This is a genomic window from Streptomyces sp. CC53 (genome assembly GCF_001865245.1).
In the GTDB taxonomy this organism is placed as follows: Bacteria; Actinomycetota; Actinomycetes; order Streptomycetales; family Streptomycetaceae; genus Streptomyces.
Genome location: NZ_MKXB01000026.1, coordinates 31,629 through 44,456 on the forward strand (window position 1 = coordinate 31,629; position 12,828 = coordinate 44,456).

Below are 12,828 nucleotides of genomic sequence, written 5' to 3' on the forward strand. Positions count from 1 at the left end.
TGAATGAGGAGATTCAACACCGGTCCCTTCAGTCCCTACGGGGGTACGGGTCCTCCTCTACCTCCAGCCGTTGAGGGAAACCTCCGGGCCTCCCGCGAGGTACCGATGGAGGGCGCTTGAAGTGGTGTCCACGAAGTTCTCGGGGATGGCGTCGGCGTCGACCCAGCGGACCTGGGAGTGCTTGCGGGGTTCGCGGTTTTCGGGTTCGCCGGTCCATTCGTGGGCGGCGAAGACGACGGTGAGGAAGCCGTTGGGGGCTTCGACGCCCCGGGCGCCGTGGATGATGTGGGCGACCTTGAGGGACTCGGGCTTCACCGTGAGGCCGGTCTCCTCGTACAGCTCTCGGACGGCCGTCTCGGTGATCGGTTCGCCCGGCTCGCTCTTGCCGACGGGGAGGTCCCACAGGCCCTGGGCAAACTTGGCGTTTTCGCTGCGCTGGAGGAGAACGACGCGGTTGGTGGTCTTGTCGTGGACGATGACGGCGGCGACCAGCAGGGTCATGGATTCGAGCGCCGGCTTGAGGGCCTTCGGCTGGTCGTCGGTCTGCTGGATCACGGTGTTCCCTTCGTCGGGCAGGTTGTTGGGCATGTTAGGCGAGGGCTTCGCGGGCGCGGCGGGCGAGATCGGCGGCGCCGGGCACTTTGCGGCGCTGGTAGACCGCGAGGGTGGAGCGGATCGAGGTGATCGCCTTGCGGGTGCGGTCAGAGGTCATGCCCTCCATCAGGACCAGGGCCTGAGTCCAGGCGGCGACCGCCTCGTCGGCGCGGGCCTGGGCGGCGAGGCTGTCGCCGAGGTCGGCGTGGGTGAGGGCGTGGACGCGCTTGTACTTCACAGGGTCCCAGCGGGTGAGGGCGTCTCGGTGCTGCTGTTCGGTGCCGACGTGGTCGGCGAGGTCGGTCAGGGTGCGGGCGGTGTGGCTGGCCACGGTGCCGGCGGCGGGGCCACTGACGCGGGAGTAGCTGGGCTGGGGGCCGTCGTCGCGGAGGAGGGCGTCTTCGGCGGCGAGTAGGGCGCGTGCGGCCGACGGGTGCTCGTTGGTGGCTGCGTAGGCACGGGCGTGGGTGATGTGGAGGAGGGCCTCGGTCTGGCCGTCGACGTGGCCGAGGCCCGTGCGTAGGGCGCCTTCGACGAGGTCGACGCAGTGGTAGGGCTGCTTGAGGCTCAGGGCCTGGTGGGCGAGGACGCGCATCATCCAGGCGGCGTGGCCGTGGGGGTCGGCTTCGCAGGCGAGTTTGTAGCCGACCTGGTAGTAGCGCTGGGCGGCGCCTTCCTGGCCGAGGTCGTGGTGCTTCCAGCCTGCGAGGTAGGCGAGTTCGGCAACGGCGCCGAAGGCGGCCCGGCGTAAGGCTTCGTTGGGGAAGCGTCCGCGCAGCATGGGGGCGGCGGTGTCGGCGAGGTACGCGGTGACGGTGGTCAGGCCATGCCCGCCGCCGAGGCGCTCGTCGGCCGCACTGAAGGCCGCGGTGATCTGCCGGACGACGTCCACGTCCTCCGCCCCGACCAGGGACGTGCCGGTACGGGCGCGGAGCATGCGGCGGTGGCTTCGTGGTCGTATCCGAGCGGCATGGCGACGCCAGCGGTGGTGAAGGCCGCGATGGCGAGGAAGCGGCGGCGCTCGACGTCGGCGCGGCCCAGGTCGGTGGCGGCGAGGACGGGGTCGGCTTCCGCCGGCGCTTCGTCATCGCTGGTCTGGAGGCCGATCTCGGTCTGGGTGACCGTGCGCCCCGCGCGGCGGGACAGCGCCTCGGCCAGGTACTGACCTACCCGCCCGGACGGGGCGCGGGTGCCGTTCACCCAGTGCGAGATGGCCGACTTGTTGGTCTGGAGGATCTCGCCGTTCTCGGCGGCGATGCGCCGCACGTCTCTGGCGAGGCCCTCGTAGGTGCAGTCGACCGCCGCGATGACGTCGCTCAGGCGGGAGTTGGGTTCTCTCTGCGCCGCCACGATCGCCTCCACTCCGGAGCTGTAAACCGCGTATACCGCTTCAACTGCCCTCCACCCCACTGAGCGTGACCACCGGTTCACTTATCAGCAGCCGCCCGGAACGGCGCGACCGTGATCCAGGCTCCCCCTTGGTCCGGGCGGCACCCCGAAGTTCCGTACACCCACACCGGGCTCGGGCATCCCTATGCCCGAACCCGGCCAATCAGAGACGGAGACACGGTGACCACCATCGACACCACGGCCATCACGGTCGAGCTGCCCGAGGCGTTCGACCCTCGCTGGAGCCGCCTGCCCGGCATCCAGGTCGACGGCCGACGCATCACCATCGACCCGGCCGAGTACTTCTTCCGCTTCGAGTCGAACACCTGGCTCGTCGCCGACTGGGAGCTGGTCAAGTCCCAGCTCCTGGGCGCGGACGAGACGACCGAGAGCGCGGTCGAGCAGCTCGCGCTCGACTTCATCAAGCAGCACAGCGAGTCCACCTCCGACGCCGCCCGCGTCCTAACCACCGCGTACGAGGTGTACGCGTACCTCTTCCGCGACGAGCACCTGGCCGGCCTCGGCCTGCCGCAGATCACCGCCGACCACCTGCGGATGCTCCGCGAAGCCGCCACGCTGATGGCGCTCAACAAGGTCGAGCTGGACGGGCACATCTCCAACGTCGGCCCGTGCTGGTTCTTCCCCGCCGCCACCTCCGTCGTCTTCGACCTGGACGACGAGATGGGCGGGATGCTCGACGAGGTCTACCACGGCGGCTGGTTCAACGAGCACCGCCGGATCGAGTCCATCAAGGCCCACGCCGCGCTCGGCGGCCGGCTCGTGCACGGCTGCCAGTCCGTGCCGGACCAGTCCGGCGGCGTGGTCGCGCCCTACGGTGCCTCGATGGCGACCTTCCGCGACGACCTCGCCGCGTTCAAGGCGGGCTGGATCGAGCAGGTCTACGCCCACCGCGTGAACCCCGCTGCGTAACCCACTCGATCAGGCTCCGGGGCGGGCCGGCATCCCTCGCCCGCCCCGGACGCCACCACCCATCCCCGGAGCCCTCCCGTGACCACGAACCCCAGCGCCGAACTCCTCGACAACCTGCTCACCGTGGCCAGCCAGACCACCGCCGTACGGGAGGAGGTACGCGTGTGGTCCATGTCCGGCGTCGAGCGCGTGACCTTCCCCGACGGTGCTACCGCCATCTTCAAGTACGCCAAGAAGCCCTTCGACAGCGAGGACCAGGCCCGCCGCCTGGCCCACACCCTCGGCGTCCCCGTCCCCCAGGTCCACGCCTCCGCCGTCCTGGACGGCTGGCTAGGCATGCTCATGGAGGACCTCGGACCGTCCGTACGCGAGGCCGACGACCTCGACGGCGTCGCCGCGGCCGTGGTCCTGCACGGAACCCGTACGGCTCCGCCCTTGCCCGTCCTCGGCCAGGAGCGCCTGCGCGCACTTCCGGCCAGGGCGCTGGAGCACCTCGAACGGCTGCGCAAGGCCGACCGGTGGCAGGACGCCGACGACGTCGAGGACGCGCTCGACCGTATCGCCCAGGCCGCCGAGGCCCGCTCGGCCGGAGCGACGCTGGAACCGTTCGGCTGGGTGCACTCGGAGTTCCACCCCACCAGCCTCCACATCGGCGAGCGTGGCTGGCGGCTGCTCGACTTCGCCCGTGCCTTCACCGGCCCCGGCCTGCTCGACCTCGCCAGCTGGCACGGCACCATCGATCCGCCGCACCCCGTGCGCCTGCGCGTCTTCCTGGAGCAGTACGTCACCGCAGGCGGCACCCCCGACGCCCTCGTCCCGCGCGGCGGGCTCACCGCCGAGAACTGGGCCCTGGGCTGGCACCGTATGTGGGCCGTCGAGTGGTTCATGGAGCAGTCCATCCGCTGGATCGACGACCCGGCCACCGACCCCGCCTACACCAAGGCCGTTCGCCACCACCTCACCGACGTCCTCCACCTCCTGGAGATCTGACGTGCTCGCCCAGGCATCCCCCTGGCACGCCCACGCCCTCCAGCGCACCGCCACCGGACTCGCCGAACCCCTGGCTGTACCCGCTCGGATGGAATGGACCACGAGACCCGGCCAAGGGCCCGGAGCCGAGATCCTCGGCCCCGACCTGCGCGGCAAGCGAGTCCTGGAACTCGGCTGCGGCCCCGGCCACAACGCCGCCCAGCTCGCCACCCGCCACGGAGCCCACGTCACCGGCGTCGACCTGGTCGGCCTCCAGGTCCGCCGCGCCCGCTCCCACTACGGACGGCTGAACAACCTCACCTTCGTCGCCGGCCACGCCCTGCACTACCTGCACGCCTCCGACGAGCAGTTCGACGCGATCTACTCCGTCTTCGGTGGCGTAGGCCTCGTCGCCCCCGAGCTCCTGCTCCCGGCCATCGCCCAGCGCCTCACGCCCGGCCGGGTGCTCGCCTTCTCCGTCCCGCACCCGCAGCGTGGCGGTCGAAGCCCCTCGGGCGACGACCGGCCCCGCCGCGACTTCGTCACTCTTCCCGATCGCACCCGCCTACCCATCGCCCGCTGGGAGTTCTCCACGGACCGGTGGGAGAAGCACCTCAGTCAGGCGGGCTTCTGGCTCACCTCAGCCCATGATTTCAACGACCCCCGCATGGGCCACTGGCCCACCACGCTGCTGATCCGCGCCCGCAAGCTCTGACCCAGTCATTCGCCCTGGCTCCCCCGGAGGAACCGATGCGCCCGCCCTACCTCCTCCTCGACATCGACGGCGTCCTCATACCCTTCCCCAACGCGGACGGCTCGACCCCGGCCAGCCACGCCCGCCACGACGTCGTCCCCACCGGCCGCAGCGCCGACAGCCCGGTCACCGTCTGGCTCAACCCCGACCACGGCCGCCTTCTCACGGACGTGATCCGAACCGGCCTGTTCAACCCCGTCTGGTGCACCAGCTGGCGCCAGGACGCCACCGCCCTCATCGGGCCTCTCCTGGGCCTCCCGACGCTGCCGCACCTCGATCTGCCGCGTCCGCAGATCGCTACCAGCCACCCCAACGGCTACCTGTGGAAGCGCGACCACGTCGACGCTTGGCTGGGCGAGGCCCCTGCCGTCTGGATCGACGACGACTTCACCAGTCTCGATCACGAATGGGCCGCGGAGCGAACCGCCCGCGGTGCGGCAACCTCCCTCGTGCAGCCGGACCCACTGCTCGGACTGCAACCTGAGCACCTGGCCGAGGTCAGGTGCTGGGCCTCGCGGCTCCTGGGAGCACGTGCCCGGTGACGGACGCCCAGGCCGTCACTTGCAGTGGGGGCAGCAGCGTCTGCTGTCGGGGTCGACGGCTTCGGGCGCCGATCTGTTGGGTGGCGGCTTGGCCCAGAGTCACGGTGCTGAGGACCAAGAAGCGACGGCAAGTCCGCCTGCTTCCCGAGCCCAGGCCGGTCACCACCGGCAGCCCGAGATCCAGGCAGCCCGCATGGTCCCCGGCGATGCCTCCGCCGTCATCCCGTTGCGGCTCACCACCCGGGCCCCGAGCGGCGGCCGCGCGCCGGACTGTGCAGCGGGGCCGCACAGCCGGACGGCCCGACCCGCGGGATGCGGGTCGGGCCGTCCGGAGGGAGATCAAGCCTTCTTGGTCTCCCAGAAGATCCGGTCGATCTCGGCGATGAGCTCCAGGGCCTTCTCACCGGTCTTCGGGTCGGTCGATCCCTTGGCGGCCGACAGGGCCTTCAGGGTGTCGTTGACCAGGGTGTGGAGCTCCGGGTACTTCTCGAAGTGCGGAGGCTTGAAGTAGTCGCTCCACAGCACCGAGACGTGGTGCTTGGCCAGCTCGGCGCGCTGCTCCTTGATGACCGTCGCGCGTGCCTGGTAGTGCGGGTCGTCGTTGGCGGCCATCTTCTCCTGGACGGCCTTGACCGACTCGGCCTCGATGCGGGCCTGGGCCGGGTCGTAGACGCCGCAGGGAAGGTCGCAGTGCGCGCTGACCTTCACCTTGGGGGCAAACAGGCGGGAGAGCATGAAGCTGTCCTTCCTCGTGATCGTCTTCTCAGGTGGGACATTACTCGGTGAGAGACGGGTTTACGCGAGTGCCCCCGGGGGCTTAGGACAAAAGTCCGGGTTGATCATGGGACTCGTGGAGGAACCGGACAACGGGACAGCCGGGAGGTGCGCATGGCGCTGGAGGACGAGCGGTCGGCGCGGGGGCCGTTGCTGCCCTTCGGGGTCGCGGAGGTGGCCGGGCCCTCCATGCTTCCGGCGCTGCGCCACGGGGACCTGCTGCTGGTGCGGTACGGGGCGGCCCTGCGGCCCGGGGCGGTGGTCGTGCTGCGGCACCCGCTCCAGCAGGACCTGCTGATCGTCAAGCGGCTCGCGGAGCGGCGGGACGGCGGCTGGTGGGGGCTGGGCGACAACCCCGCTGCCGAGGGTGTCGACAGCCGGGTGTTCGGGGTGGTGCCCGACGAACTGCTGCTGGGGAGGGCACTGCTGCGGTACCGGGGGATCCGGCCGGGCCGTCAGCGCTCGCCGTTCGCGGTGCTCGGCTGGCTCGTCTCGCTGCCGGTGCGGCCCGTGCCGGCGCTCTCCAGGCGCTTGCGGGCCCGGTAGGCCGCCACGTTCGCCCGGGTGGCGCAGCGGTCGGAGCAGTAGCGGCGGGAGCGGTTGGTGGACGTGTCGAGGTAGGCGTTGCGGCACGGGGGCGCCTGGCACAGGCCGAGCCGGTCGGCGCCGAACTCGGTCAGGTGGAAGGCCAGGCCCATGGCGGCGATCGCCGCGTACCCGGCGGTCGCGTTGGACGGGTGCTCCGCCAGGTGGAGGTGCCAGCGGGGGCGGCCCTCGTCGTCCAGGAGGTCGTGCCCCGAGATCTGCGGGCTCACGGGGAACTCCAGCAGCAGGGAGTTCAGCAGGTCGACGGCGCGGGTGTGGTCGCCCGCGTCGGCGGAGGTGAAGACGGCCCGCAGCCTGCCCCGCACCGCGCGGAAGCGGGTCACGTCGGCGTCCGTCACCCGACGGGACATCTGGGTCATCTCGCCGAAGAGCGCGCGGACCGCGTCGACGGAGGTCAGCGCGTCGGTGCTGCGTGCCGGTTCCTCGGTGTTCACCAGGCGCACGGCGTAGTCCGAGTAATGGGCCAGTTCCACTTGTAGTCCTTACCGGGGCGGGTTAGGGTTCCACACGTCAAGCGTAAGGGATGCGCTCGCTATCGGGGTGTTACGGAGGATGTTATGGGCGAAGCCGTCGCGACCACCGACTGGGCGGCCTGGCAGGACAGCTGGGACCGCCAGCAGGAGTGGTACATGCCTGACCGGGAGGAGCGCTTCCGGGTCATGCTCGACATGGTCGAGGCGTGCGTGGGGACCGCTCCCCGGGTGCTCGACCTCGCCTGCGGCACGGGGAGTATCACGAAGCGGCTGCTCGAACGGTTCCCGAACGCCACCAGCGTGGGAGTCGACCTCGACCCCGCCCTGCTGACCATCGCGGAAGGGTACTTCGCCGGGGACGGCCGGGTCCGGTTCGTGCGGGCCGACCTCACCGACCCCGGCTGGACCGCGCTCCTGCCGGACGGGCCGTACGACGCCGTGCTCACCGCCACCGCGCTGCACTGGCTGAACGTCGGGCCCCTGGCCGCCCTGTACGGGCAGCTCGCCGGCGTGGTCCGGGACGGCGGGGCGTTCATGAACGCCGACCGCATGATCGACGGGACCACTCCCCGCATCAACGCGGCCGAACGCGCCCACCGGCACGCCGCGATGGACCGCGCCAAGGCGCACGGCGTGCCCGACTGGGCGGAGTGGTGGCGGCTGGCCGCCGAGGACCCGGTGCTCGCCGGGCCGACCGCCGAGCGGTTCGCGATCTACGGCGAGCACGCGGACGGCGAGACCCCTTCGGCGCAGTGGCACACCCGCGCGCTGCTGGACGCGGGCTTCGGGGAGGCCAGGACGGTGTGGGCGTCGCCGTCGGACGCCCTGGTCCTGGCCCTGCGGTAGGCGGAGGCCCCGAGCACGCGAAGAGGGGCGGTACGGGTGCCCGGCACCCGTACCGCCCCTCTTCGCCGTCGTCACAGGACCTTGGACAGGAACGCCTTCGTCCGCTCGTGCTGCGGGTCGGTCAGGACGTCGCGCGGGTTGCCCGACTCCACGACCACGCCGCCGTCCATGAAGACCAGCGAGTCGCCGACCTCCCGGGCGAAGCCCATCTCGTGGGTGACGACCACCATCGTCATGCCCGACTCGGCCAGGTCGCGCATGACGTCGAGGACGTCACCGACCAGCTCCGGGTCCAGCGCCGACGTCGGCTCGTCGAACAGCATCAGCTTCGGCTCCATGGCCAGCGCGCGCGCGATCGCCACCCGCTGCTGCTGGCCGCCGGAGAGCTGCGAGGGGTAGTGGTTGGCCCGCTCGGCCAGGCCCACCCGGTTCAGCAGCTCCAGCGCCCGCTCCCGTGCGGTGGACCGGGACTCGCGCCTGACCTGGACCGGCGCCTCCATGACGTTCTCGACGGCCGTCATGTGCGGGAACAGGTTGAAGCGCTGGAACACCATGCCGATGTCCCGCCGCTTCAGCGCGACCTCGCTGTCCTTGAGCTCGTAGAGCTTGTCGCCCTTCTGGCGGTACCCGACGAGCTCGCCGTCGACGTAGAGCCGTCCGGCGCTGATCTGCTCCAGGTGGTTGATGCAGCGCAGGAACGTCGACTTGCCGGAGCCGGACGGGCCGATGAGGCAGAACACCTCGCCCCGCTGCACCTCCAGGTCGATGCCCTTGAGGATGTGTGCGGCGCCGAAGGACTTGTGGACGCCCTCGGCCTTCACCATGGCGGTCATGCCTTGACTCCCTGACGGCTGGAGAAGGACAGCAGGTTCTTCTTGACCTTCTGCCACGGGGTGGGCGGCAGCGTGCGGGAGGAGCCGCGCGCGTAGTACCGCTCCAGGTAGTACTGCCCGACGCTGAGGATCGACGTCATCAGCAGGTACCAGGAGGCCGCGAGGAACAGCATCTCCACCGGGGCGCCGGACGTCTGGCCGATGTCCTGGGCGTTGCGTAGCAGTTCGTAGTACTGGACCGCGGCCACCAGTGAGGTCGTCTTCAGCATGTTGATGACCTCGTTGCCCGTGGGGGGCACGATGACGCGCATGGCCTGCGGGATCACGATGCGGCGCAGCGTCCTGCTGTGGCTCATGCCGAGCGCGTGGGCGGCCTCGGTCTGGCCCTCGTCGACCGCGAGGAGGCCCGCGCGGCAGATCTCGGCCATGTACGCGGCCTCGTTGAGGCCGAGGCCCAGGAGCGCCGTCAGGAACGGCGTCATGAAGTCGGACCACTCGTCCTTGTAGAACGGCCCGAGGTTGATGAACTCGAAGACCAGGCCCAGGTTGAACCAGACCATCAGCTGGACGAGGACCGGGGTGCCCCGGAAGAACCAGATGTAGAACCAGGCGATCGACGACGTCACCGGGTTCTTCGACAGCCGCATGACGGCGAGGACGATGCCGCCGACGATGCCGATGGCCATGGAAAGGACGGTCAGCAGGAGGGTCTGGCCGACGCCCTCAAGGATGCGGTCGTCGAAGAAGTACTCGGGGATCGCGTCCCAGTTGATCTTGCCTTGGGCGAACGCGTACACGATCGCCACGAACAGGGCGATGGCGACGACGGCGGTGACGTACCGGCCGTAGTGGCGGACGGGGATCGCCTTGATCGCCTCCGGGCCGGAGGGCGGGGTGGCGCCCTCCGGGCCCTTCTTCTCGATGTCGATTGTCACGGGTGGTGCCTCTCAGTGGCCTGTGCTGCGGATGCCGGGCCCTGACTCAGGAACCACCGTTGATCTTCGCCTCGGTCACGGCGCCCTCGGCGACGCCCCACTTGTCGAGGACCTTCTGGTACTCGCCGTTGGCGATGATCGCGTCCATGGCGGCCTTGATCGCGTCACGCAGCTGGGCGTTGTCCTTGGCGAGCGCGATGCCGTACGGGGCGGCCTCCACCTGCTCGCCGACGATCTGGAAGTCGTTGCCGCCGCCGGAGGTCTTCACCGTGTACGCGGCGACCGGGAAGTCGGAGGAGCCGGCGTCGGCGCCGCCCGCGCGCAGGCGGGTCTGGGCCTGCTGGTCGGTGTCGAAGGCCTCGATCGTGATCGCGTCCTTCTTGTCCTTCGTGCACTTCTCCGACTGGTCCTTGGCCAGGTCCTCGGAGACGGTGCCGCGCTGGACGACGATCTTCTTGCCGCAGAGGTCGGCCCAGCCCTTGATGCCCTTGTCGTCGCCCTTCTTGGTGTAGATCGAGACACCGGCGTTGAAGTAGTCGACGAAGTCGACGCCCTCACCGACCTTCTTGCCGGTCTCCGAGTCGACACCTTCCTGGCGGTCCTTGGTGTCCGTCATGGCGGACATCGCCATGTCGTAGCGCTTGGCGCGCAGACCCGTGATCAGCGTGTCGAAGGTGCCGTTCTCGAACTCGAACGTCACGCCGAGCTGCTTGCCCATGGCGGCGGCGAGATCGGGGTCGATACCGACGGTCTTGCCGTCCTCGTCCTTGAATTCGACCGGGGCGTACGCGATGTCCGATCCGACCTTGATGACGCCCTTGTCGCGGATGGCCTGCGGCAGCTTGTCGGCGAGCGGGGCGGCTGAGGTCTCCGCGCCCTTGGTCTCCTTGTCGGAGGCACCGTTGTTGGCGGTCTGGTCGCCGCACGCGGTGAGCAGCATGGCGCCGGCGACCGCGGTCGCTGCGAGCGCGGCGGTCCGGGACGTCCGCAGCGTCCGGGTCTTCGCGGCGATCGAGCGGCGGGTGGTGCTTGCGGTCATGGTCGGGTTCCTCCGGCGGGTGAAAGGAATGCCTATAGGTCGGGCACACACCTTCGAGTGTCGCGACCTCGTGTGATTACGGCATCTTGCCATTCGGACCACCCGTAACAAGGGCTCACGCATGTCAAAATCGGGTAACGGGTGATACCTGAACCTCAACATCCCGGCCCACCAAGGCCGAACCTTCTGCGGACGAGGGGCTGGTCAGCCGGAAATCCTCCGGTTGATCTCGCGATCCGGACGGGATTGCGACCGCAATCCGGAAGTACTGCTGACTTGTCCAGATATTCGCCTATGAGTCATGTCACCGCCCTCCTGTGTTCCGCGCACGGCGGAAGGCCCTCCGGCGGCTCCGCGAGGTGACGGAGGGTGACCGGATCCCCCGCGGAGGGTCGCGTCGCCGCCCTTCGCGGAACCGTCCGGCGCGTGGCGCTCCTGTGGGCGGGGGTCCGCTCCTGTGGGCGGGATCGCGTGAAACCTACTCGTCGGTAGTGCCCTTCGTCGGGTAAGAAGGATCCTTACACCCCTCATCCGGGGCTCAGGGCGCGTTGTGCGGCGCGCCCGCGCGTCCGTACCCACCCCTGCCGGGCGGTCCAACCGCCTGGAGCAGGGCGCGGACGCGGTGCCCGCCCACCCCTCCTCAACCAGGAGTGGCAACCCTCAAACGATGAAGACTTAAGGGGTCAACCCAATATGGCAGCGGAGATCGTCAACCCTCACAGCGACAGCGATACCGGCAGCGGTACGCCGATCGCCCCGTCGGACGAGCCCTTCGACCCGGCATTCGCCCTCCACCGGGGCGGCAAGATGGCGGTGCAGTCCACCGTCCCCGTCAGGAACAAGGACGACCTGTCCCTCGCGTACACGCCCGGCGTGGCCAAGGTGTGCAGCGCCATCGCCGAGCGCCCCGAGCTGGTCCACGACTACACCTGGAAGTCGCAGGTCGTCGCAGTCGTCACGGACGGCACGGCGGTGCTGGGCCTCGGGGACATCGGACCCGAGGCGTCCCTCCCGGTGATGGAGGGCAAGGCCATCCTCTTCAAGCAGTTCGGCGGCGTGGACGCGGTGCCCATCGCGCTCGCCACGACCGACACCGACGAGATCGTCGACACCGTCGTCCGGCTCGCCCCCTCCTTCGGCGGCGTGAACCTGGAGGACATCTCGGCGCCGCGCTGCTTCGAGATCGAGCGCCGGCTCCAGGAGCGGCTGGACATCCCGGTCTTCCACGACGACCAGCACGGCACGGCCATCGTGACGCTGGCCGCCCTGCGGAACGCCGCGAAGCTCACCGGGCGCGGCCTCGGCGACCTGCGCGCGGTGATCTCGGGCGCCGGCGCGGCGGGTGTCGCCATCGCCAAGTTCCTGCTGGAGGCCGGTATCGGCGACGTGGCGGTCGCGGACCGCAAGGGCGTCGTCAGCCGGGACCGGGAGGACCTCACGCCGGTCAAGCGGGAGCTCGCCGAGCTCACCAACAAGGCGGGCCTGTCCGGCTCGCTGGAGTCGGCCCTCGCCGGCGCGGACGTCTTCATCGGCGTCTCCGGCGGTACGGTCCCGGAGCCGGCGGTCGCCTCCATGGCACCCGACGCGTTCGTCTTCGCCATGGCGAACCCGAACCCGGAGGTCCACCCGGACATCGCCCACAAGTACGCGGCGGTCGTGGCCACCGGTCGGTCCGACTTCCCGAACCAGATCAACAACGTGCTGGCGTTCCCGGGCATCTTCGCCGGCGCCCTCCAGGTGCGGGCCTCCCGCATCACCGAGGGCATGAAGATCGCTGCCGCGAACGCGCTGGCGGACGTGGTGGGCGACGACCTGGCCGCCGACTACGTGATCCCGTCCCCCTTCGACGAGCGCGTCGCCCCTGCGGTCACGGCGGCCGTCGCCGCCGCGGCCCGCGCGGAGGGCGTCGCCCGCCGCTGAGCCGTCCCGGGCGGCCGGCGCACCTCACCCCGGCCCCCGACGCACAGCGCGCACCGCACCACCACGGGCCGTGCCGCGCCTCCACCCGGGGCAGCGGCACGGCCCGCCGCGTTGCCGCTTCCCGGGCTCACACCGGCGGGGCGGAGGCCGTCGGCCGCCCGGCGGGCCCGGCCCGCGCGCAGGCGACCGGCGCGTGGCGGGGCGGCCGACGGCGCCGACGCCTT

At 70.4% G+C, this 12,828-nt stretch carries 13 protein-coding genes and 1 pseudogene; 7 read left to right on the forward strand and 7 right to left on the reverse strand.

Going from position 1 to position 12,828, the window contains the following annotated elements; all coding sequences use genetic code 11:
- Nucleotides 1–57: 57 nt before the first annotated feature.
- Nucleotides 58–588 (reverse strand): NUDIX domain-containing protein, encoded by a 531-nt coding sequence (locus tag BJP40_RS02320; protein ID WP_071278212.1) that lies wholly within the window; start codon nucleotides 586–588, stop codon nucleotides 58–60.
- Nucleotide 589: 1 nt separating this feature from the next.
- Nucleotides 590–1,944: pseudogene (locus BJP40_RS02325) on the reverse strand (tetratricopeptide repeat protein).
- 219 nt (nucleotides 1,945–2,163) lie between these two features.
- On the opposite strand from BJP40_RS02325, the gene BJP40_RS02330 reads away from it, so the two are divergent.
- The 4 genes from BJP40_RS02330 (at nucleotide 2,164) to BJP40_RS02345 (ending at nucleotide 5,178) form a co-directional block, all read left to right on the forward strand.
- Entirely contained in the window at nucleotides 2,164–2,913 is a 750-nt protein-coding gene (locus BJP40_RS02330; RefSeq protein ID WP_071278213.1) for a hypothetical protein, read from the forward strand.
- Between the two features lie 78 nt (nucleotides 2,914–2,991).
- A complete protein-coding gene (locus BJP40_RS02335; RefSeq protein ID WP_071278215.1) occupies nucleotides 2,992–3,903 on the forward strand; it encodes a phosphotransferase family protein in 912 nt (303 codons plus the stop codon).
- A gap of 1 nt (nucleotide 3,904) precedes the next feature.
- Nucleotides 3,905–4,597: a class I SAM-dependent methyltransferase gene (locus tag BJP40_RS02340; RefSeq protein WP_071278217.1), complete on the forward strand. Its 693-nt coding sequence runs from the start codon at nucleotides 3,905–3,907 to the stop codon at nucleotides 4,595–4,597.
- Nucleotides 4,598–4,632: 35 nt separating this feature from the next.
- Nucleotides 4,633–5,178 carry an HAD domain-containing protein gene (locus BJP40_RS02345; protein ID WP_071278218.1) on the forward strand — a complete coding sequence of 182 codons (546 nt, stop codon included), beginning with the start codon at nucleotides 4,633–4,635 and terminating at the stop codon, nucleotides 5,176–5,178.
- 339 nt (nucleotides 5,179–5,517) lie between these two features.
- Here BJP40_RS02345 and sodN read toward each other — a convergent pair whose 3' ends face one another.
- Entirely contained in the window at nucleotides 5,518–5,913 is a 396-nt protein-coding gene (sodN, locus tag BJP40_RS02350; protein ID WP_071270599.1) for a superoxide dismutase, Ni, read from the reverse strand.
- Nucleotides 5,914–6,066: 153 nt separating this feature from the next.
- Between sodN and sodX the strand changes: the two genes are divergently transcribed.
- Nucleotides 6,067–6,498, forward strand: coding sequence for a nickel-type superoxide dismutase maturation protease (sodX, locus tag BJP40_RS02355; RefSeq protein ID WP_071278220.1), 432 nt, complete (start codon nucleotides 6,067–6,069; stop codon nucleotides 6,496–6,498).
- Here the strand turns inward: sodX and BJP40_RS02360 are convergent.
- Nucleotides 6,408–7,031: a CGNR zinc finger domain-containing protein gene (locus BJP40_RS02360; protein WP_071278222.1), complete on the reverse strand. Its 624-nt coding sequence runs from the start codon at nucleotides 7,029–7,031 to the stop codon at nucleotides 6,408–6,410. The genes sodX and BJP40_RS02360 overlap by 91 nt on opposite strands.
- 84 nt (nucleotides 7,032–7,115) lie before the next feature.
- Here BJP40_RS02360 and BJP40_RS02365 point away from each other — a divergent pair, with 84 nt between their 5' ends.
- On the forward strand, nucleotides 7,116–7,877 hold the full coding sequence (locus BJP40_RS02365) for a trans-aconitate 2-methyltransferase (protein WP_071278224.1): 762 nt from the start codon (nucleotides 7,116–7,118) through the stop codon (nucleotides 7,875–7,877).
- A 71-nt stretch (nucleotides 7,878–7,948) separates the two neighbouring features.
- Here BJP40_RS02365 and BJP40_RS02370 read toward each other — a convergent pair whose 3' ends face one another.
- The 3 genes from BJP40_RS02370 to BJP40_RS02380 are packed head-to-tail and all read right to left on the reverse strand — an operon-like array spanning nucleotide 7,949 to nucleotide 10,684.
- Entirely contained in the window at nucleotides 7,949–8,710 is a 762-nt protein-coding gene (locus BJP40_RS02370) for an amino acid ABC transporter ATP-binding protein (RefSeq protein WP_071278226.1), read from the reverse strand.
- Complete coding sequence (locus BJP40_RS02375; RefSeq protein ID WP_071270614.1) at nucleotides 8,707–9,645, reverse strand: amino acid ABC transporter permease; 939 nt, start codon at nucleotides 9,643–9,645, stop codon at nucleotides 8,707–8,709. The genes BJP40_RS02370 and BJP40_RS02375 overlap by 4 nt, the downstream gene beginning before the upstream one ends.
- Nucleotides 9,646–9,691: 46 nt before the next feature.
- Nucleotides 9,692–10,684 (reverse strand): ABC transporter substrate-binding protein, encoded by a 993-nt coding sequence (locus BJP40_RS02380; RefSeq protein WP_071270617.1) that lies wholly within the window; start codon nucleotides 10,682–10,684, stop codon nucleotides 9,692–9,694.
- Between the two features lie 693 nt (nucleotides 10,685–11,377).
- On the opposite strand from BJP40_RS02380, the gene BJP40_RS02385 reads away from it, so the two are divergent.
- A complete protein-coding gene (locus tag BJP40_RS02385; RefSeq protein ID WP_071270620.1) occupies nucleotides 11,378–12,604 on the forward strand; it encodes an NADP-dependent malic enzyme in 1,227 nt (408 codons plus the stop codon).
- Nucleotides 12,605–12,828 lie beyond the last annotated feature (224 nt).